The sequence below is a fragment of the Streptomyces glaucescens genome (assembly GCF_000761215.1).
GTDB lineage: Bacteria > Actinomycetota > Actinomycetes > Streptomycetales > Streptomycetaceae > Streptomyces > Streptomyces glaucescens_B.
Window position 1 is genome coordinate 5,280,123 of record NZ_CP009438.1, and the last position, 20,935, is coordinate 5,301,057.

The 20,935-nt window shown below is 72.7% G+C and carries 13 protein-coding genes; 6 read left to right on the forward strand and 7 right to left on the reverse strand.

What is annotated here, in order from left to right:
- The first annotated feature begins 212 nt into the window (after window positions 1-212).
- Window positions 213-1,238, forward strand: a complete 1,026-nt coding sequence (locus tag SGLAU_RS23020) for an ATP-dependent 6-phosphofructokinase (RefSeq protein WP_043504216.1) — start codon at window positions 213-215, stop codon at window positions 1,236-1,238.
- Between the two features lie 67 nt (window positions 1,239-1,305).
- Here SGLAU_RS23020 and SGLAU_RS23025 read toward each other — a convergent pair whose 3' ends face one another.
- From SGLAU_RS23025 to SGLAU_RS23035, 3 genes are all read right to left on the reverse strand, one after another.
- Window positions 1,306-2,013 carry a helix-turn-helix transcriptional regulator gene (locus tag SGLAU_RS23025; protein WP_043504218.1) on the reverse strand — a complete coding sequence of 236 codons (708 nt, stop codon included), beginning with the start codon at window positions 2,011-2,013 and terminating at the stop codon, window positions 1,306-1,308.
- Window positions 2,014-2,283: 270 nt separating this feature from the next.
- The gene (locus tag SGLAU_RS23030; RefSeq protein ID WP_412556271.1) at window positions 2,284-2,904 is read right to left on the reverse strand and encodes a response regulator; all 621 of its coding nucleotides are present in this window, start codon (window positions 2,902-2,904) and stop codon (window positions 2,284-2,286) included.
- Window positions 2,905-2,978: 74 nt separating this feature from the next.
- Window positions 2,979-4,607 carry a sensor histidine kinase gene (locus SGLAU_RS23035; RefSeq protein ID WP_043504220.1) on the reverse strand — a complete coding sequence of 543 codons (1,629 nt, stop codon included), beginning with the start codon at window positions 4,605-4,607 and terminating at the stop codon, window positions 2,979-2,981.
- A 158-nt stretch (window positions 4,608-4,765) separates the two neighbouring features.
- Here SGLAU_RS23035 and SGLAU_RS23040 point away from each other — a divergent pair, with 158 nt between their 5' ends.
- The 4 genes from SGLAU_RS23040 to SGLAU_RS23055 all read left to right on the forward strand — a co-directional run bounded on the left by SGLAU_RS23040 (window position 4,766) and on the right by SGLAU_RS23055 (window position 9,451).
- Window positions 4,766-6,181 (forward strand): cation:dicarboxylate symporter family transporter, encoded by a 1,416-nt coding sequence (locus tag SGLAU_RS23040; RefSeq protein ID WP_412556272.1) that lies wholly within the window; start codon window positions 4,766-4,768, stop codon window positions 6,179-6,181.
- A gap of 130 nt (window positions 6,182-6,311) precedes the next feature.
- Complete coding sequence (locus SGLAU_RS23045; RefSeq protein ID WP_043504223.1) at window positions 6,312-6,692, forward strand: MerR family transcriptional regulator; 381 nt, start codon at window positions 6,312-6,314, stop codon at window positions 6,690-6,692.
- Window positions 6,689-7,021, forward strand: a complete 333-nt coding sequence (trxA, locus tag SGLAU_RS23050; RefSeq protein WP_078957846.1) for a thioredoxin — start codon at window positions 6,689-6,691, stop codon at window positions 7,019-7,021. Before SGLAU_RS23045 ends, trxA begins: the two co-directional genes overlap by 4 nt.
- A gap of 192 nt (window positions 7,022-7,213) precedes the next feature.
- Window positions 7,214-9,451 (forward strand): HelD family protein, encoded by a 2,238-nt coding sequence (locus SGLAU_RS23055; RefSeq protein WP_052413860.1) that lies wholly within the window; start codon window positions 7,214-7,216, stop codon window positions 9,449-9,451.
- On the opposite strand, the gene glgB is transcribed toward SGLAU_RS23055, so the two are convergent.
- The 4 genes from glgB to SGLAU_RS23075 all read right to left on the reverse strand — a co-directional run bounded on the left by glgB (window position 9,426) and on the right by SGLAU_RS23075 (window position 17,314).
- Window positions 9,426-11,984, reverse strand: coding sequence for a 1,4-alpha-glucan branching enzyme (glgB, locus tag SGLAU_RS23060; RefSeq protein WP_078957848.1), 2,559 nt, complete (start codon window positions 11,982-11,984; stop codon window positions 9,426-9,428). The genes SGLAU_RS23055 and glgB overlap by 26 nt on opposite strands.
- A gap of 32 nt (window positions 11,985-12,016) precedes the next feature.
- Window positions 12,017-13,414 carry a maltokinase N-terminal cap-like domain-containing protein gene (locus SGLAU_RS23065; RefSeq protein WP_043504225.1) on the reverse strand — a complete coding sequence of 466 codons (1,398 nt, stop codon included), beginning with the start codon at window positions 13,412-13,414 and terminating at the stop codon, window positions 12,017-12,019.
- 106 nt (window positions 13,415-13,520) lie between these two features.
- Window positions 13,521-15,221, reverse strand: a complete 1,701-nt coding sequence (gene treS, locus SGLAU_RS23070; protein WP_043504227.1) for a maltose alpha-D-glucosyltransferase — start codon at window positions 15,219-15,221, stop codon at window positions 13,521-13,523.
- Window positions 15,218-17,314, reverse strand: a complete 2,097-nt coding sequence (locus SGLAU_RS23075; RefSeq protein ID WP_043504228.1) for an alpha-1,4-glucan--maltose-1-phosphate maltosyltransferase — start codon at window positions 17,312-17,314, stop codon at window positions 15,218-15,220. Before SGLAU_RS23075 ends, treS begins: the two co-directional genes overlap by 4 nt.
- A 1,002-nt stretch (window positions 17,315-18,316) precedes the next feature.
- Here SGLAU_RS23075 and SGLAU_RS23080 point away from each other — a divergent pair.
- Window positions 18,317-20,935 carry a glycosyltransferase family 1 protein gene (locus SGLAU_RS23080; protein WP_043504230.1) on the forward strand — a complete coding sequence of 873 codons (2,619 nt, stop codon included), beginning with the start codon at window positions 18,317-18,319 and terminating at the stop codon, window positions 20,933-20,935.

Genomic DNA, 20,935 nt, shown 5'->3' on the forward strand with positions numbered 1-20,935 from the left:
CGGTGCCGGGCTGTCCGTCACAGTGCCCTGGCCGCGCCCAGGTCACTCCAGGGTCGCAAAAATCGCCCATCGAGGTGAGCGGAACCCTCTTGACAATACCCCTCCCGGTGGATAAGGCGCCCGTCAGGAAGAGGGCGCGGCACCGAGGTGTGGGACGTGAAAGAATCGGTACTGGCTCACCGGTATCCACAGCGAGCAGGAGACACAGCACGATGCGTATCGGAGTCCTCACCGCAGGCGGCGACTGCCCCGGCCTGAACGCAGTGATCCGGTCGGTCGTGCACCGAGCGGTCGACAACTACGGCGACGAGGTCATCGGCTTCGAGGACGGATACGCGGGCCTCCTGGAGCGCCGCTACCGCGTCCTGGACCTGAACGCCGTCAGCGGCATCCTCGCCCGCGGCGGCACCATCCTCGGCTCCTCCCGCCTGGAACGCGACCGGCTGCGCGAGGCCTGCTCGCGGGCCGGCGACATGGTTGAGGACTTCGGCATCGACGCCCTCATCCCGATCGGCGGCGAGGGCACCCTCACGGCGGCCCGCATGCTCTCCGACGCGGGCCTGCCGGTGGTCGGCGTGCCCAAGACCATCGACAACGACATCTCGTCCACCGACCGCACCTTCGGATTCGACACCGCGGTCGGCGTCGCCACCGAGGCCATGGACCGCCTCAAGACGACCGCCGAGTCCCACCAGCGCGTGATGGTCGTCGAGGTCATGGGCCGGCACGCCGGCTGGATCGCGCTGGAGTCCGGCATGGCCGCCGGCGCCCACGGCATCTGCCTGCCCGAGCGTCCCTTCGACCCGGCGGACCTCGTGAAGATGGTCGAGGAGCGCTTCGCCCGCGGCAAGAAGTTCGCCGTCGTCTGCGTCGCCGAGGGCGCCCACCCCGCCGACGGCACCATGGACTACGGCAAGGGCGCCATCGACCAGTACGGCCACGAGCGCTTCCAGGGCATCGGCACCGCCCTCGCCCACGAGCTGGAGCGCCGCCTCGGCAAGGAGGCCAAGCCCGTCATCCTCGGCCACGTCCAGCGCGGCGGCGTCCCCACCGCCTACGACCGCGTCCTCGCCACCCGCTTCGGCTGGCACGCCGTCGAGGCCGCCCACCGCGGCGAGTTCGGCAAGATGACCGCGCTGCGCGGCACCGACATCGTCATGGTGCCGCTGGCGGAGGCGGTGACCGAGCTGAAGACGGTCCCGAAGGACCGCATGGACGAGGCGGAGTCCGTCTTCTAGGCCCCGGTGCGCGCGGGGCGGCCAGGGGGCGCGCCGCCGTACGGCCGGGGGATGTGCCGCCGTACGGCTAGGGGGTGCGCCGCCGTACGGCCGCCCAGAAGTACTCCACGATCCGGTCCAGGAAGTCCTGCCCGGACGCGTCCGAGTCCCGGCCGCCGCCGCCCCACGTCAGGGTGGCCGTCATGTGCCCCTGGTAGTCCTGGTGCAGTTCCTGGAGCGTGCTCTCCAGGACGGTCCGGTCCAGGGGCACCACCTTGGCCACCGGCCGCACGTACGCCTGCCAGCGCGTCGTCACCGCGCTGCGCAGTTGTTCGGCCAGCTTCGCCTCCCGCCCGGTCACCGTGACGAAGGCGGGCAGGTCCAGGTCCAGCAGCTCGGCGAGGGCGGCGGACTGCCGGTCGGTGCCGCGCCACTCCTCGTGGTCCTCCATGCGCAGGTACGCGAGCAGTTCCAGGCCGACCGCCCGGGCCACGTCCTCCGGGGCGAGCCCGCGGGCGATGCGGTGCTCCTTCAGCGTCCGCGGGCTGCCTATCAGCTCCCCGGGGGAGCACCACAGCACGCCCGCGAGCGCGGTCAGCTCCGGACTGCTGGGACTGGCCACCCCGCGCTCCCAGGCGATCACGAGATCCGGGGTCACGTACGGCAGCCCGTAGGAGGCCCGCAGGCCGTAGGCGACGTGCTCGGGCCCCATGCCGAGGGCGGCCCGCAGCCGGCGGGCGGCGAGGGCGTTGAAGGGCGGGGCGGGCTGGTTCGGCTGAGCTGAGGGTCGGCGCACGGTGCACCAAGGTACGGGTGGTGAACCGTGCTGACTACGGTCCGTTCGGCCACGATCACAGATCGTAGGAACGTACGGTTTTGGCCTCGGCCGGATCATTACCGGCCGGTCACTCCTTGACGGCCCGGCGCCATGCCTTTGCGGGAGCGCAGCCCGTCGTGCGTTCCGCCGGGGCCGGACCGCCCCGGCCCGGCCCGCGGGAGGCGGGCGGGCCGCCGGGAACGGCCGGGGCGCGGCACGAGGCTTCGGGGCCCGCGTCCGGCACCGCCCTCACCGGGCCTCCCGCCCCCACCGGTACACCAGCTCCGGCCTCCCCACCTGCCCGTACAGCGGGCTCCGGCCGGCCCGGCCCGCGTCCACCAGGTGCTCGAGGTACCGGCGGGCCGTGATCCGGGAGATGCCCACGGTCTCGGCCACTCCCGCGGCCGTGAGGCCTTCCTCCGCCTCGCGCAGAGCGGCCGTCACCCGTTCCAGCGTGGGCGCGCTCAGCCCCTTCGGCAGCGCGGCGGGGCCCGGTGCCCGCAGTGCCGCCAGCGCGCGGTCCACCTCGTCCTGCCCGCTCGCCTCCCCGGCCGCGGCCCGGAACTCCGCGTACCGCACCAGCCGGTCCCGCAGGGTCGCGAACGTGAACGGCTTCAGCACGTACTGGACCACTCCCAGCGAGACGCCCTCCCGCACCACCGCCAGGTCCCGCGCCGAGGTCACCGCGATCACGTCCGCGTGGTACCCGGCGGCCCGCAGGGAGCGGGCCAGCTGCAGGCCGTGCACATCCGGCAGGTGCAGGTCCAGCAGCAGCAGGTCCACCGGCGTGCGCTCCAGGGCGCGCCGCGCCTGCGCGCCGGTGCGGGCGGTGCCGACGGCGACGAAGCCGGGGACCCGGCCGACGTACATCACGTGCGCGTCCGCGGCGACGGGGTCGTCCTCCACGATCAGGACGCGGATCGGCTGCTCGGGTCTCGCGCGCGTCACGCCGCACCCCCGGGCACCGGCGCCGGGCGCAGCGGCAGCCGCACCTCGAACTGCGCCCCGCCGGCCGGCGCCTGCGTCACCGTCAGGCTTCCGTCCTGCCGGTGCACCGCCTGGCGGACCAGGGCGAGGCCGAGGCCCCGGCCGCCGGGCCCGGCGGCCGCCGGCTTGGTCGAGAAGCCGCGCTGGAACACCAGGTCCTCCTGGGCCGGGTCCACGCCCGGGCCGGTGTCCGACACCCGCAGCACCAGTTCACCGCCCTCCGTGTACGCCGCGACCGTGACCCGCGCCGGCACACCGCCCTGGGCCGCGTCCACCGCGTTGTCGATCAGGTTGCCGAGGATGGTGACCAGCTCGCGCGACGGCAAGTCCGCCGGCAGCACCCCGTCGTCCAGGCGGCTGTCCTGGGACACCTCCAGCTCCACGCCCCGCTCGTTGGCCTGCGCCGTCTTCCCCAGCAGCAGCGCGGCCAGCACCGGCTCGCTCACCGCCGCCACCACTTGGTCGGTCAGCGCCTGCGCCAGTTCCAGCTCGGCGGTCGCGAACTCCACGGCCTCCCGCGAGCGCCCCAGCTCGATCAGGGAGACGACGGTGTGCAGCCGGTTGGCGGCCTCGTGCGCCTGTGAGCGCAGGGCCTGGGTGAAGCCGCGCTCGGAGTCCAGCTCGCCCATCAGGGACTGGAGCTCGGTGACGTCCCGCAGCGTCACCACCGTGCCGCGGCGCTCGCCGCCGGAGACCGGGGAGGTGTTCACCACCAGGACCCGGTCGTTGGTCAGGTGCACCTCGTCGACGCGCGGCTCCGACGCCAGCAGCGCCCCGGTCAGCGGCGCGGGCAGTCCCAGGTCCGCCACCGAGCGGCCGACCACGTCCCCCGACGCGCCGAGCAGCTCCCGGCCGCCGTCGTTGATCAGGGCCACCCGGAACTGCCCGTCCAGCATGAGCAGGCCCTCGCGTACGGCGTGCAGCGCGGCCTGGTGGTAGTCGTGCATCCGGCTCAGCTCGGCCGCGTTCATGCCGTGGGTGTGGCGGCGCAGGCGGGCGTTGATGACGTAGGTGCCGATCGCGCCCAGGGCCAGCGCGCCCGCCGCGACGCCGAGCAGCGCGGTGAGCTGGCCCCGCACCCGCTCGCTGATCGCCTCCACCCGGATGCCGGCGCTGACCAGGCCGACGATCCGGCCCTCCGCGCCGGCCACGGGGGTGACCGCGCGCACCGAAGGACCGAGGGTGCCGGTGTAGGTCTCGGTGAAGGTCTCGCCCCGCAGCGCACGCTCGGTGTGCCCGAGGAAGCGCTGCCCTATCTCGTGCGCGTTGGGGTGGGTCCAGCGGATGCCCCCGGGGTCCATGATCGTGACGAAGTCGACCCCGGTGTCGCGCATGACCCGCAGCGCGTACGGCTGGAGCGCGGCCGTCGGGTCGGGGGTGCGGATCGCGTCCCGGACGGACGGGGAGTCGGCGACCGCGCGGGCCACCGCCGCGGCCTGGCGGCCCGCCGCCTCCTCGGCCTGCCGGCGGTCGCTGACGTAGGTGAAGAACGCGTACCCGGCCACGACCACGGCGATCAGCACGGCCTGCATGGCGAAGAGCTGGCCGGCCAGGCTGCGGGGCCGGGACAGGGACGGGATGCGCATGCGCTCAGTCTGCCTCCGCGCCCGAGCGTGAACTAAATGAACGGAAGGGTGACCGCCCTCACAGGGCGGGAGATAGTCACGGCATTCCCCGGCCGGTCCCCGGATCCGTTCCGGGGACCGACCGCATGTTTCCCCCGGACGTGAGCCGCACGCCGGTGATGCCGACGACGTCGTCAAGGAGGGCAGCCGTGACCAGCACACCCGAAACGGCACCTGCCGCAGCCCCCGCGCCTGCCGCGAAGCGGGACCGCACCCACTATCTCTACATCGCGGTGATCATCGCGGTGGCCCTCGGTATCGCCGTGGGCCTGGCCGCCCCGGACTTCGCGGTCGAGCTGAAGCCGATCGGCACCGGCTTCGTGAACCTGATCAAGATGATGATCTCGCCGATCATCTTCTGCACGATCGTGCTCGGTATCGGGTCGGTGCGCAAAGCCGCGAAGGTCGGTGCCGTGGGCGGTATCGCCCTGGTCTACTTCCTGGCGATGTCACTGGTCGCGCTGGCCATCGGCCTGGTCGTCGGCAACATCCTGGAGCCCGGTACGGGGCTCGCCGTCACCGACGCGGTGAAGGACGCCGGACACGCGCAGATCGACGGCGAGGCGAAGGACACCACCGAGTTCCTGCTCGGCATCATCCCCACCACGATCGTCTCCGCGTTCACCCAGGGCGAGGTGCTGCAGACGCTGCTCGTCGCGCTGCTCGCCGGGTTCGCCCTGCAGGCCATGGGGCCGGCCGGGGCACCGGTCCTGCGCGGCATCGAGCACATCCAGCGGCTGGTCTTCCGCATCCTCGCGATGGTGATGTGGGCCGCGCCGATCGGCGCCTTCGGTGCCATCGCCGCCGTCACCGGCTCGGCGGGCCTGGACGCGCTGAAGAGCCTCGCCGTGCTGATGCTCGGCTTCTACGTGACCTGCTTCCTCTTCGTCTTCCTGGTCCTCGGCACGCTGCTGCGGGTCGTGTCCGGTCTGAACATCATCACGTTCCTCAAGTACCTGGGCCGCGAGTTCCTGCTGATCCTGTCCACCTCGTCCTCCGAGTCCGCGCTGCCGCGGCTCATCGCGAAGATGGAGCACCTGGGCGTCAGCAAGCCGGTCGTCGGGATCACCGTCCCGACCGGCTACTCCTTCAACCTCGACGGCACCATGATCTACATGACCATGGCGTCGCTGTTCATCGCCGACGCCATGGGCACGCCGATGTCGGTCGGCGAGCAGATCCCCCTGCTGCTGTTCCTGCTGGTCGCCTCCAAGGGCGCGGCGGGCGTCACCGGCGCGGGTCTCGCCACCCTCGCGGGCGGTCTCCAGTCGCACAAGCCGGCCCTCGTCGACGGCATCGGGCTGATCGTCGGCATCGACCGGTTCATGAGCGAGGCGCGGGCGCTGACGAACTTCGCCGGCAACGCCGTCGCCACCGTGCTGATCGGGACCTGGACCAAGGAGATCGACAAGGCGCGGGTCGCCGAGGTCCTGGCCGGGCGGGCGCCGTTCGACGAGAGGACGCTGCTGGACGACCACGGTTCCGCCGCGCCGGAGGAGGCACCTGAGCGGCGGGTGGAGCCGGCCAAGGTGTAGGGCCCTCGTGGTGGCGGGGGACCGCTCGTCGCGCGGCCGCGGGTACGCCGTGGCCCGGCGGGCGGTCCCCCGCGCGCCCCTTTTCCGGGCGCTTGCCTTGACCTCGGCGTCAAGGCTTACGGTCCTGTCCATGCGAATCGGCGAGCTGGCCGCACGGGCCGGGACCACGACGCGGACGCTGCGGTACTACGAGACGCGGGGGCTGCTGCCCGCGCGGCGCGACGGCAACGGGCACCGGACGTACGACGAGTCCGATCTGACGCTGCTCCGGCAGATCAGGACGTTGCAGGACTTCGGGTTCGACCTGGAGGAGACGCGGCCGTTCGTGGAGTGCCTGCGGGCCGGGCATCCGGAGGGCGACGTGTGCCCGGCCTCGCTCGCGGTCTACCGGCGCAAGCTGGACGAGCTGGACGCGCTGATCGGCGAGTTGCAGGCGGTGCGGGCGAAGATCGGCGTGCGGCTGGCGCTGGCCGAGGATCCGATGTGCGAACTGGGAGGGCAGGGGCTGTGATCAGAGCGGCTGGAGTGGCCGAGGTGACGGACGCGGACTTCGCCACCGAGGTGATCGGGGCGGAGCTGCCGGTGCTGGTGGAGTTCACCGCCGACTGGTGCCCGCCGTGCCGGCAGATGGGGCCGGTGCTCAGCGCGGTGGCCGCGCAGGAGGCGGACCGGCTGAAGGTGGTGCAGCTGGACGTGGACACCAACCCGGACACCACCAACGCGTACAAGGTGCTGTCCATGCCGACCTTCATGGTCTTCCGGGACGGCGAGCCGGTGAAGTCGATGGTGGGGGCGCGGCCGAAGCGGCGGCTGCTGGAGGAGATCTCCGAAGTGCTCTGAGCCGGGCGGGCGGGACCCGCCGCCCACCGCGCCACAAAAAGAGAAATCCCCCGGGCAATTGCGCCCGGGGGATTTCTCTGCGTATATTCAATGGTTCGCGACTTCGCATAACGAGGTCGCGGAGAAGTTCAGTGAGCACAGTATATCCGGGCGGGAGCGGAATTGTCAAACTCCGATTTTCCAGACGTCGAAATGCGTCAGGAGCAGGAATTCATCGACGAGCTCTACGCGCGCGTCGACATCCTCCGCGGCGAGGCCGAGTCCTCCGTGACGGACGCTCTCTCCCAGGGCGACAAGCCGATGCAGGCCCGGCTGGAGCGGGACATCCTGGTCGCCGAGCGGTCCGGGCTGCTCGCCGCGCTGAACGCGGTGGACGGCTCCCTCTGCTTCGGCCGCATCGACCTGGCCTCCGGCGTACGCCACCACATCGGCCGGATCGGGCTGCGGGCCGACGACGCCGAGCGCACACCGATCCTCATCGACTGGCGCGCGGACGTCGCCCGGCCCTTCTACCTGGCCACCGGCCACACCCCGATGGGCCTGCGCCGCCGCCGGCACATCTCCACCGAGGGACGGACGGTCACCGCCCTGCACGACGAGTTCCTCGACGTCGGCGACCGGGAACGGACCGGCCACGAGGACCCCAGTGGCGACGCCGTGCTGCTCGCCGCGCTGAACTCCGCGCGCACCGGCCGGATGACCGACATCGTGCAGACCATCCAGGCCGAGCAGGACGAGATCATCCGGGCCCCGCACCGCGGAGTGCTCGTGGTGGAGGGCGGCCCGGGCACCGGCAAGACGGCCGTCGCCCTGCACCGCGCCGCCTACCTCCTCTACGAGCACCGGGAGCTGCTCGCCAAGCGCGCCGTGCTGATCGTCGGCCCCAACCCGGCCTTTCTCGGCTACATCGGCGAGGTGCTGCCCTCCCTCGGCGAGACCGGTGTGCTGCTGGCGACCGTGGGCGAGCTGTACCCGGGGGTGAGGGCCACGGCCACCGACTCCCCGGAGGCCGCCGCGGTCAAGGGCCGCGCCGAGATGGCCGACGTGCTCGCCGCCGTCGTACGCGACCGGCAGGCACTGCCCGACCCGGTCATCGCGATCGAACACGACCGCGAGGTCCTGATGCTGGACGACGGACTGGTCAGCGTGGCCCGGGAGCGCACCCGGGCCACCAGGCTGCCGCACAACGCGGCCCGCGAGCACTTCGAGGGGCACATCCTCAACACCCTCACCGAGCTGTACGCCGAGCGCATCGGCACGGACCCCTACGACGGCTCCAGCCTGCTGGACCCCGCCGACATCACCCAGATCCGCGACGACCTCGCCGAGAACCCCGAGGTGTGGTCCGCGATCGACCGGCTGTGGCCGGTGCTCACCCCGCAGCGGCTGGTCGCCGACTTCCTCGCCGGCCCCGAGGGATACCTCCCCGACGAGGACGCCGCCGCGATCCGCCGCCCGGTCACCCGGGCCTGGACGGTCGCGGACGTGCCGCTGCTGGACGAGGCGGCGGAGCTGCTGGGCGAGGACGACCGGGCCGCGCGGGCGCGCGCCGAGCGGGAGCGCGAGACGCAGATCGCGTACGCGCAGGGCGTACTCGACGTGTCGTTCGCCTCGCGGACGTACGAGTTCGAGGACAAGGAGGAGGACGACCCGGAGGCCTCCGAGGTGCTGTCCGCGCACGACATCATCGACGCCGAGCGGTTCGCCGAGCGGCACGAGGAGGACGACCACCGCAGCGCCGCCGAGCGCGCCGCCGCCGACCGGACCTGGGCGTTCGGCCACATCATCGTCGACGAGGCGCAGGAGCTGTCGCCGATGGCGTGGCGGCTGCTGATGCGGCGCAGCCCGACCCGCTCGATGACGCTGGTCGGCGACCCGGCGCAGACCGCGGAGGCGGCCGGTGTCGGCTCCTGGGAGAAGATCCTCCAGCCGTACGTCGAGGACCGCTGGGAGCACACCAGGCTCGGCGTCAACTACCGCACCCCCGCCGAGATCATGGACCTGGCGGCCGCCGTCGTCCGCGCCGGGAACCCGGACTTCGCACCGCCGAGTTCGGTGCGGTCGACGGGCGTACGGCCCTGGGTGCGGGCCACCGACGACCTGCCCGGCGCGGTCGGGCGGGCCGTCGCCGAACTCACCCCGGCGGAGGGCCGGCTCGCCGTCATCGCCCCGCGCGACCTGCACCGGAGCCTGGCCGCCCGCCTGGACGGGGTGACGGCCGGCGCCGAACCCGACCTGACGCGGACCGTCGTCCTGCTCGACCCGCGCCAGGCCAAGGGCCTGGAGTTCGACTCCGTCCTGGTCGTCGAACCCGCCCGGTACGGCACCAGCGACCTCTACGTCGCCCTCACCCGCGCCACCCAGCGCCTCGGCATCCTGCACACCGGGGAGCTCCCGGACGGGCTCAGGCAGGCCGCAGCCACACCGTAGCCAGCGGGGGCAGCGTCAGCCGGATGCTCGCGGGACGGCCGTGCCAGCCCTGGGCCTCCGGCTTGACGGGGTCGGGACGGGTGACGTCGCTGCCGCCGTAGCGGGCGGCGTCGGTGTTGACCACCTCGTGCCAGGCGGGGATGTCGTCGGGGACGCCGAGGCGGTAGTCGTGGCGCACGACCGGTGAGAAGTTGCTGACCGACAGCAGCGGAGCGCCCTCCGCGTCCAGGCGCAGGAACGCCAGCACGTTGTCCTCGGCGGCGTCCCCCACGATCCACTGGAAGCCGTCCGGGTGGATGTCGCGCTCCCACAGGGCCGGAGTGGCCCGGTAGACGGCGTTGAGGTCCCGGACCAGGTCGCGGACCCCGCGGTGGTCGGCCGCGGCGCCGTACGCCGGGTCGAGGAGCCACCAGTCCGGGCCGTGCGCCTCCGACCACTCGGCACCCTGGGCGAACTCCTGGCCCATGAACAGCAGTTGCTTGCCCGGGTGGGCCCACATGAAGCCGAGGTAGGCGCGGTGGTTGGCGCGCTGCTGCCACCAGTCGCCCGGCATCTTCGACACCAGCGACCGCTTGCCGTGCACCACCTCGTCGTGCGAGATGGGCAGGACGTAGTTCTCGCTGTACGCGTAGACCATCGAGAACGTCATGTCGTGGTGGTGGTACTTGCGGTGCACCGGCTCCTTGGTCATGTACCGGAGCGAGTCGTGCATCCAGCCCATGTTCCACTTCAGCCCGAAGCCCAGCCCGCCGAAGCCGCTCGGGCCCTTGTGGTGGGTGGCCCGGGTGACGCCGTCCCAGGCCGTCGACTCCTCGGCGATGGTCACCACGCCCGGCACCCGCCGGTAGACCGTCGCGTTCATCTCCTGCAGGAACGCCACGGCGTCCAGGTTCTCCCGGCCGCCGTGCTCGTTCGGCACCCACTGGCCCGGCTCGCGGGAGTAGTCGAGGTAGAGCATCGAGGCGACCGCGTCCACCCGCAGCCCGTCGATGTGGAACTCCTCGCACCAGTACACGGCGTTGGCGACCAGGAAGTTGCGCACCTCGCGCCGCCCGAAGTCGAACTCCAGGGTGCCCCAGTCCGGGTGGGCGGCCCGCCGTGGGTCCGCCGGCTCGTACAGGGGCCGGCCGTCGAACTCGGCCAGCGCCCAGTCGTCGCGCGGGAAGTGCGCCGGCACCCAGTCCATGAGGACGCCGATGCCGGCCTGGTGCAGCCTGTCGACCAGGTACTTGAAGTCGTCGGGGGTGCCGAGCCGGGCGGTGGGCGCGTAGAACCCGGTGACCTGGTAGCCCCACGAGCCGCCGAAGGGGTGCTCGGCGACCGGCATCAGCTCCACATGGGTGAAACCGAGGTCCTTCACGTAGGCCGGGAGCTGTTCCGCCAGCTCGCGGTAGGTCAGTCCGGGCCGCCAGGACGGCAGGTGCACCTCGTAGACCGAGAACGGCGCCTCGTGCGCGGGCCGCTCCGCACGGCGGGCCAGCCACTCCGCGTCGCCCCACTCGTGGTGCGAGGCGTGGACGACCGACGAGGTGTTCGGCGGGGTCTCGGTGCGGCGGGCCATCGGGTCCGCGCGCAGCGTCCGCGAACCGTCCGGCCGGGTGATCTCGAACTTGTACAGCTCGCCCTCGCCGATCCCGGGCACGAACAGCTCCCACACCCCGGAGCCGCCCAGCGACCGCATCGGGTACGCGGCGCCGTCCCAGTGGTTGAAGGTGCCGGCCAGCCGCACCCCGCGGGCGTTCGGCGCCCAGACCGCGAAGCGGGTGCCCGTCACCCCCTGGTGGGTCGTCGGTTCGGCGCCCAGGGCCCGCCACAGCTCCTCGTGCCGGCCCTCGCCGATCAGGTGCAGGTCCAGTTCGCCGAGGGTGGGCAGGAAGCGGTACGCGTCCTCCGTCTCGACCACCGTCTCCCCGTACGCCACCAGCAGCCGGTACCCGTCGGGCACGGCCTGGAGGGGGAGCAGCGCGGAGAAGAAGCCCTGCCCGTCGTCGCGCAGCCGGGCCCGCACCTCGCCGCAGACGACGGTGACCGACCGGGCGTACGGCCGGAACGCCCGGAAGGCGACCCCGCCGGGCACCGCGTGCGCGCCGAGCACGGAGTGCGGGTCGTGATGGGTGCCGGACAGCAGCCGCTCCCGGTCGGCGGCGTCGAGGACGACGGGCGGTGCGGGAACCGCCGCGGCGACGGCCTCGGCGGCGGGCGCCCCGGCCGCGGTCCGCCGGCCGGCCGCCTTCTTCGCCACGGCCTTCTTCACGATCGCCGTCTCCGCGGCGGCCTGCCGGGCCGCGGCCTTCTTCGCGACGGCCTTCTTCGCCGCCGTCTCGGCGACCGCCTTCTTCGCGACCGCCTTCTTCGCCACGGCCTTCTGGGCCGGGGTCTTCGCGGCCTTCTTCGCGGCGGCCGCCTTCTTCGCGCCGGCCTGGCGCGGGACCGTCTGTTTCGCCGCCGTCTCCTGCGCGGAGCGGTCCTGGGCGGAGCGGTCCTCGGCCGTCTGCTTCGGGTCCGGACCGCTGGACGGGGTGCGGGGAGTCACGGGCGGGGCCTCCTGGGAGGGATCAGGGAAGGTCAGGTCGACGGGTTCGAGGCCAGCCGGTGTATCGCCGACAGCGGCACCGGGAGCCAGTCGGGGCGGTGCCGGGCCTCGTAGACCACTTCGTACACCGCTTTGTCCGTTTCGTAGGCGCGCAACAGCACCGGGTCGTGGCGCGGGTCGCCCCCGCCGGCCTCCGCGTACCCGGAGCAGTACGCGGCCCGGCAGGTCTCCGCCCAGCCCGGCACCCCGGGCCGCACGGAATGGGCGGCGTAGTCGAAGGAGCGCAGCATCCCGGCGACGTCCCGCAGGACGGGCTGCGGCATCCGCCGCTCGGCCAGCGGCCTGGCCGGCTCGCCCTCGAAGTCGATCAGCGTCCACTGCCCGGCCGGTGAGCGCAGGCACTGGCCGAGGTGCAGGTCGCCGTGGATGCGCTGGGCGGTCCAGATGCGGCCCTCCACGCCGAGCTGGGCCACCGCCTCGAACGCGGTGCGCAGCCCCGGCGCGAACGGCCGCAGCGCGGGCACCGCCTGGGCGGCGGCGTCGAGGCGTTGGACCATGCCGTCGACCAGCGGCTGGAGCTGCGCCGGGCCGAGGGTGACGGTCGGCAGGGCGCGGGCCAGCGCGGTGTGCACCTCGGCGGTGGCCCGCCCGAGCGCCCGCGCCTCCGCGCTGAAGTCCTCGCCCTTGGCCAGCTCCCGCAGCGCCAGCTCCCAGCCGTCGGCGGCACCCTGCACGAACGGCTGGAGCACGCCCAGCACGTAGGGCTCCCCGCCCAGCTCGGCGCGGAGCCAGGCGGTGGGCGCGGGCACCCGGGGGCAGGCCTCGCGGGCCAGCGCCAGGGGCAGCTCCAGGTCCGGGTTGACCCCGGGCACGATCCGGCGCAGCAGCTTCAGGATGAACGTATCGCCGTATATGACGGACGAGTTGGACTGCTCGGCGGTCACCGCGCGGGCGACGAGGCCGGGCCGGATCTCCTGGCCGGGGTCGCGCTCGAAGCGCAGCCCGCCGATGCGGGCCTGGCTGCGCAGGGCCTCCAGGAGCAGGTCGGCGGGCCGCGGGTCGTACAGGGCCTCGTAGACGGTGCGTCCGGCGAGCGGGCCCTCGGTGACATGACCGATCAGTGCGGGCGCCAGCCGGGGCGGCAGCGCCTCGCGCGCGCCTATGAGCAGCTGGTAGCAGTCGCCGGGGGCCGAGACGGCGCCCTGGACGGGGACGAGCGGCTGATGGACCTGGACCAGCAGGTGGTACAGGCCGAGCCGGCCGCCCGGTGGCATCAGTTCGGTGGCCGCCACCAGCGAGAACCCGGTGACCGGTCGCCCCTTGCCGGCGAACCACCGCTGGCGTGGCAGCCATTCTCTGAGCAGGGGCTCCAGTGACGCGAGGAGGCCGGGGCCGGCCGCGCGGACGGGGTGGGTGACGGCTTCCGACATGGGCTGCGTCCTTTCCCCGGAAGTGGTCGGGGGTTGCCCGGAGTGTTCGGGGGGTTACGGCATGCGTGCCCCGGGCGGGGCGGTGGAAACCGCCCCGCCGCGGGTTCTAGAGGGTGTCCTTGCGGAGCCGGAACCAGTAGAAGCCGTGGCCCGCCAGGGTCAGCAGGTACGGCAGTTCGCCGATGGCGGGGAAGCGCACCCCGCCGATCAGCTCGACCGGGTGGCGGCCGGCGAACTCGCGCAGGTCCAGCTCGGTGGGCTGCGGGAAGCGGGAGAAGTTGTGCACACACAGCACGAGGTCGTCGCCGTGCTCCCGCAGGAACGCGAGCACCGCCGGGTTGGAGGACTGAAGTTCGGTGTAGGAGCCGAGTCCGAAGGCGGGGTTCTGCTTGCGGATCTCGATCATCCGCCGGGTCCAGTGCAGCAGGGAGGAGGGGGAGGCCATGGACGCCTCGACGTTGGTCACCTGGTAGCCGTAGACCGGGTCCATGATCGTGGGCAGGTAGAGGCGGCCGGGGTCGCAGGTGGAGAAGCCCGCGTTGCGGTCGGGTGTCCACTGCATGGGGGTGCGTACGGCGTCCCGGTCGCCGAGCCAGATGTTGTCGCCCATGCCGATCTCGTCGCCGTAGTAGAGGATCGGCGAGCCCGGCAGCGACAGCAGCAGGGCCGTGAACAGCTCGATCTGGTTGCGGTCGTTGTCGAGCAGGGGGGCGAGCCGGCGGCGGATGCCGATGTTGGCGCGCATGCGCGGGTCCTTGGCGTACTCCGCGTACATGTAGTCGCGCTCTTCGTCGGTGACCATCTCCAGGGTCAGCTCGTCGTGGTTGCGCAGGAAGATGCCCCACTGGCAGTGGGAGGGGATGGCCGGGGTCTTGGCCAGGATCTCCGAGACCGGGTAGCGGGACTCGCGCCGCACGGCCATGAAGATGCGGGGCATCACCGGGAAGTGGAAGGCCATGTGGCACTCGTCGCCGCCGCTGGCGTAGTCGCCGAAGTAGTCGACCACGTCCTCCGGCCACTGGTTCGCCTCCGCCAGGAGGACCGTGTCCGGGTAGTGGGCGTCGATCTCCTTGCGCACCCGCTTCAGGAACTCGTGGGTCGCCGGGAGGTTCTCGCAGTTGGTGCCCTCCTCGGCGTACAGGTAGGGCACGGCGTCCAGCCGGAAGCCGTCGATGCCGAGGTCGAGCCAGAACCGCAGCGCGGAGATCATCTCCTCCTGCACCGCCGGGTTCTCGTAGTTGAGGTCGGGCTGGTGGGAGAAGAACCGGTGGAAGAAGTACTGCTTGCGCACCGGGTCGAAGGTCCAGTTGGAGACCTCGGTGTCGACGAAGATGATCCGGGCGTCCTGGTACTGCTTGTCGTCGTCGGCCCACATGTAGTAGTCGCCGTAGGGGCCGTCGGGGTCCTTGCGGGACTCCTGGAACCACGGGTGCTGGTCGCTGGTGTGGTTCATGACGAAGTCGATGATGACCCGCATGCCCCGCTGGTGGGCGGCGTCGACGAACTCCACGAAGTCGGCGAGGTCGCCGAACTCCGGCAGCACCGCCGTGTAGTCGGAGACGTCGTAACCGCCGTCGCGCAGGGGCGACTTGAAGAACGGCGGCAGCCAGAGGCAGTCGACGCCGAGCCACTGCAGGTAGTCGAGTTTGGCGGTCAGGCCCTTGAGGTCGCCGACGCCGTCCCCGTTGCTGTCCTGGAAGGAACGGACGAGGACCTCGTAGAAGACGGCACGCTTGAACCACTCCGGGTCACGGTCCTGGGCGGGTGTGTCCTCGAAGGTGTCCGGGACGGGCTCGTTGACGATCATGGTGTGGGTGACCCTCCGGTCTGCGGGTTGGACGGTCGCAGGACGGTGAGCACGTGCGCCGGCCGGATGCCGGGTTCCAGGCGCACGTAGTTGGCCCTGCCCCAGTGGTAGGTCTCGCCGGTGAGCTCGTCGCGCACCGGCACCGACTCGTGCCAGTCCAGGCCGAGTTGCGGCATGTCCAACGAGACCGTGGCCTCCTGGGTGTGGTGAGGGTCGAGGTTGGCGACCACCAGAACCGTGTTCGAACCGTGCCGCTTCGAGTACGCGATCACCTCCTCCTTGTCCGCGTGGTGGAAGTGCAGGTCGCGCAGCTGCCGCAGGGCCGGACTGCGCCGGCGGATGTCGTTGAGGCGGGTGATGAGGGGGGTGATGGTGCGTCCCTCGCGTTCGGCGGTTTCCCAGTCGCGGGGCCGCAGCTGGTACTTCTCCGAGTCGAGGTACTCCTCGCTGCCCTCGCGCAGCGGGGTGTTCTCGCACAGTTCGTAGCCGGAGTAGACGCCCCAGGCGGGGGAGAGGGTGGCGGCGAGGACGGCGCGGACCTCGAAGGCCGGGCGGCCGCCGTGCTGGAGGTAGGCGTGCAGGATGTCGGGGGTGTTGACGAAGAAGTTGGGCCGCATGTAGCTCGCGGCCTCGCCCGACAGCTCGGTCAGGTACTCCGTCAGCTCCTGCTTGGTGTTGCGCCAGGTGAAGTACGTGTACGACTGCTGGAAGCCGATCTGGGCCAGGGTGTGCATCATCGCCGGGCGGGTGAACGCCTCGGCCAGGAAGATCACGTCCGGGTCGGTGCGGTTGACCTCGGCGATGACCCGTTCCCAGAACACGACGGGCTTGGTGTGCGGGTTGTCGACGCGGAAGATCCGCACTCCGTGGCCCATCCAGAACCTGAGGATGCGCACGGTCTCGGCGACCAGGCCGTCCATGTCCCGGTCGAAGGCGATCGGGTAGATGTCCTGGTACTTCTTCGGCGGGTTCTCCGCGTGGGCGATGGACCCGTCGGGGCGGTGGTGGAACCACTCCGGGTGCTTGTGCACCCAAGGGTGGTCCGGCGAGCACTGCAGGGCGAAGTCCAGGGCGATCTCCAGGCCGTGGCCGCGGGCCTCCTCCACGAACCGGTCGAAGTCCTCGATCGTGCCCAGCTCGGGGTGGACGGCGTCGTGGCCGCCCTCGGGCGAGCCGATCGCCCAGGGCACCCCCACATCCCGCGGGCCGGCGGACAGCGTGTTGTTCGGGCCCTTGCGGAAGGTCGTGCCGATGGGATGGACCGGCGGCAGGTAGACCACGTCGAAACCCATCCGCGCGATCGCCGGCAGCCGCCGCGCGGCCGTGCGGAACGTGCCGTGCGGAACCTCCCGCGTGCCCTCCGACCGCGGGAAGAACTCGTACCACGACCCGAACAACGCCCGCTCCCGCTCCACCAGCAGCGGCATCGGGTCCGAGGCGGTGACCAGTTCCCGCAGCGGATACCGGGCGAGAGCCTCCTCCACCTCCGGCGTCAGCGCCGCCGCCAGCCGGACGGCGGACGTGCGGGACTCGTCCCGCAGCGCTCCGGCCGCGGCCAGCACCGGCTCCCGCTCCCGGTCGGGCATGCCGTCGGCCGCCCGCTCGTACAGCCGGGCGCCCTCCTCCAGTACGAGACCGGTGTCGATCCCGGCCGGGATCTTGATGCCGGCGTGGTGGCGCCAGGTGGTGACGGGGTCGGCCCAGGCCTCGACCGTGAAGGTCCAGTGGCCGGGCGTTCCCGCGGTGACGGTGGCGCCCCAGCGGTCGGTGCCGGGGGCCAGTTCACGCATCGGAGTCCATGGGCCGGGCCGGCCCTCGGGGTCGCGCAGCACGACATTGGCGGCTACCGCGTCATGGCCCTCGCGGAACACGGTGGCCGAGATCTCGAAGCGCTCCCCGGTCACCGCCTTGGCGGGCCGCCGGCCGTGCTGGACGACCGGGCGGACGTCGAGAACCGGTATGCGCCCGACGGCGGTCACCACACCCGCGGAGGGTGGCTCCGGGGCCGGTGGACCGCTGTCGGCCGGGCGCACCGGGGGCGAGCCGGTGCTGCTGGTGGTCGGGGTCACTGGCGAGTGGTGCGTGGCGGGCATCACCGCTCCTGTCCGCGTCAACGTGGGTGGGCGGATTGCTGTGGGGAGGTGGGTTCTGCGTGAGGTGCCTGTGAGGTGTACCGCAGGAGCCTTCCCACCCTATTCGGGTGGGCAATCCGGCACTTTGTTAACTACTCACGCGTATGTCTACACACAAGTCCGGCCCCGCGGCAGCAGGATGAGGCCGGTGGCCGGACTGTGCCATCAAGCCCGCGGTACCTGGAGAAGTCCGTTCGGTGAACGGAGCCTTCCGCCGGACGGCTCGCCGGTCCCCGAGCCCCTCGTGGCGCCCGCGCGACCGGGCCGCGACGGCCCCGGCAGGTGCGCCCTCACCGGGTGCCGCGGCACCGCTGACGTGCGGTTACGTCAGGCGCGGAGCGGAGCGGAACCGAGCGGGCGGCCCCGGCGGCGCCGCGGCCAGGGGCCGCCGGGGCGGGGGCGGCGCCGGCGCGGAGGGGGCCGGCGCGGCGCCGTGGCGGTGGCGGGCGGCGTGCCCCGCACGGTCCGGTACCGCCCGTGGCGGGGGCCTTCCGGGCCCTCACGGGGCCCTGAAGTCTGGCCGGAAATGCGTGCTTGCCGGACCGTGCCGGTCCGCCTCCGGCGGCGGTTCGTCCGGCGCCGCCCGCGCAGGTCCGGACGCCGTCCGAAAGGGCCGTGGCGCGCGGCACCGTGGCCGGACCCCGCCCGGCGCCCGGCGCCCGGCGCCGCGCCCGGGTCCGCGCCGCGGCGGCGCGCCGTCCCGCAGTTGGGGGGCGCAGCGGCGTGTCGGCCGGTCCGGCCCGGGGAAGGACCGCGTGGGGCGGGTGGCATGCGGCGTGTGGTGGACGACGTGCGGCGTGTGGCCCGGGGGCGGCCCGTGGGGGCGGAATCGGCCATATCGGCGCGGGAAGGTGCGGGCGCCACGGTCCTTCGAGTTGGCCACCCCGAGGCCGGGTAGCCACTACCGTCGACAGGGACAAACAACGCACATCGCGTCCGTCAGCGCAGCGACAAGGTGGAACCGTGAAGGCGATCCGTCGATTCACCGTCCGTCCCGTTCTCCCCGAACCCCTCCGGCCGCTGAGCGACCTGGCGCGCAACCTGCGCTGGTCCTGGCACGCGGAGACGCGTGATTTATTCCAGTCCGTCGATCCCGACCGCTGGGCCGCCTCGGGCGGTGATCCGGTGCGGCTGCTGGGCAGCGTGCCGCCCGCCCGGCTCGCCGAGCTGGCCGAGGACCGCCGGTTCCTGCGCCGGCTGACCACGGTCGCCGACGACCTGCACGACTACGTCACCGGCGACCGCTGGTACCAGACGCGGTCCGGGGAACTCCCCGCCGCCGTCGCCTACTTCTCACCCGAGTTCGGCATCACCGCCGCCCTCCCCCAGTACTCCGGCGGCCTCGGCATCCTCGCCGGGGACCACCTCAAGGCGGCCAGCGACCTCGGCGCGCCGCTGATCGGCGTCGGCCTGCTCTACCGGCACGGCTACTTCCGCCAGACGCTGTCCCGCGACGGCTGGCAGCAGGAGCACTACCCCGTCCTCGACCCCAACGAGCTGCCCCTCGCCCTGCTGAAGGAGTCCGACGGCACGCCCGCCCACGTCGCCCTCGCGCTGCCCGGCGGCCGGTCGCTGCGCGCCCGGATCTGGCTGGCCCAGGTCGGCCGGGTGCCGCTGCTGCTGCTCGACTCGGACGTCGAGGAGAACGAACCCGGCGAGCGCTGTGTGACCGACCGGCTGTACGGCGGCGGCAGCGAGCACCGGCTGCTCCAGGAGATGCTGCTCGGCATAGGAGGAGTGCGGGCGGTGCGGACGTACTGCCGGCTCACCGGGCACCCGGAGCCCGAGGTGTTCCACACCAACGAGGGACACGCGGGCTTCCTCGGCCTGGAGCGGATCGCGGAACTCTGTGCGGACGGCCTGGAGTTCGACTCGGCGCTGGAGGCGGTGCGGGCCGGCACCGTCTTCACCACCCACACGCCCGTCCCGGCCGGCATCGACCGCTTCGACCGGGAGCTGGTCGCCCGGCACTTCGGCGCCGACGCCGAACTGCCCGCCATCGACGTGGACCGCGTCCTCCAGCTCGGCAGGGAGACCTACCCCGGCGGTGCGCCCGGCCTGTTCAACATGGCGGTCATGGGCCTGCGCCTGGCCCAGCGCGCCAACGGGGTGTCCCTGCTGCACGGCAGGGTGAGCCGGGAGATGTTCGCCGGGCTGTGGCCCGGGTTCGACCCCGAGGAGGTGCCGATCACCTCCGTCACCAACGGGGTGCACGCCCCGACCTGGGTGGCCCCCGAGGTGTTCCGGCTGGGTGCCCGGCAGATCGGCGTCCAGCGCACCGAGGACGCCCTGACCACCGGCGCCTCAGACCGCTGGGACGCCGTCGCCGACATCCCCGACCAGGACATCTGGGAGCTGCGCCGGACTCTGCGCGAGCAGCTCGTGACGGAGGTGCGCGAACGGCTGCGCACCGCCTGGCGGCAGCGCGGCGCCGGCACGGCGGAGCTGGGCTGGATCGACGGTGTGCTGGACCCGGACGTCCTGACCATCGGCTTCGCCCGGCGCGTCCCCTCCTACAAGCGGCTGACGCTGATGCTGCGCGACCGCGACCGGCTGACGGAGCTGCTGCTGCACCCCGAGCGGCCGGTGCAGATCGTCGTGGCGGGCAAGGCGCACCCGGCGGACGACGGCGGCAAGCGCCTGATCCAGGAGCTGGTCCGGTTCGCGGACGACCCGCGGGTGCGGCACCGGATCGTCTTCCTCCCCGACTACGGCATGGCGATGGCGCAGAAGCTCTACCCGGGCTGCGACATCTGGCTGAACAACCCGCTGCGCCCGCTGGAGGCGTGCGGGACGAGCGGCATGAAGGCGGCGCTCAACGGCTGCCTGAACCTCTCCGTGCTGGACGGCTGGTGGGACGAGTGGTTCCAGCCGGACTTCGGCTGGGCGATCCCCACCGCGGACGGCCACGACACCGACCCGGACCGGCGGGACGACATCGAGGCGGCAGCCCTGTACGACCTGCTGGAGCAGCGGATCACCCCGCGCTTCTACGAGCGCGGCCAGGACGGGCTTCCCGACCGCTGGATCGAGATGGTCCGGCAGACGCTCGGCCGGCTCGGCCCGAAGGTGCTGGCGGGCCGGATGGTCCGGGAGTACGTGGAGCGGCTGTACGCCCCCGCCGCCCTCTCGCACCGCGCGATGGACCCGGACTCCGCGCGGGAGCTGGCCGAGTGGAAGGCCCGGGTCCGCTCGGCCTGGCACGCGGTGGCGGTCGATCACGTCGAGACCTCCGCGACCCGGGCCACCGCCGAACTCGGCACCACCCTCACCCTGCGGGTCCGGGTCCGGCTCGGCGAGCTGGCGCCCGACGACGTCGAGGTGCAGGCGGTGTCCGGGCGTGTGGACTCCGAGGACCGCATCGCCGGCGCCTCGTCCGTGCCGCTCAAGCCGGCCGGCGGCCCCGACATGGAGGGCCGCTGGCTCTACGAGGGCCCGCTCTGCCTGGACCGCACCGGCCCCTTCGGCTACACCGTCCGCATCCTCCCCGCCCACCGGCTGCTCGCCTCCGGGGCGGAGGCGGGCCTGCTGGCGGTGCCGACGGACGAGGTGCGGGAGGCGGCGGGGGTGCTGATGCGGTAG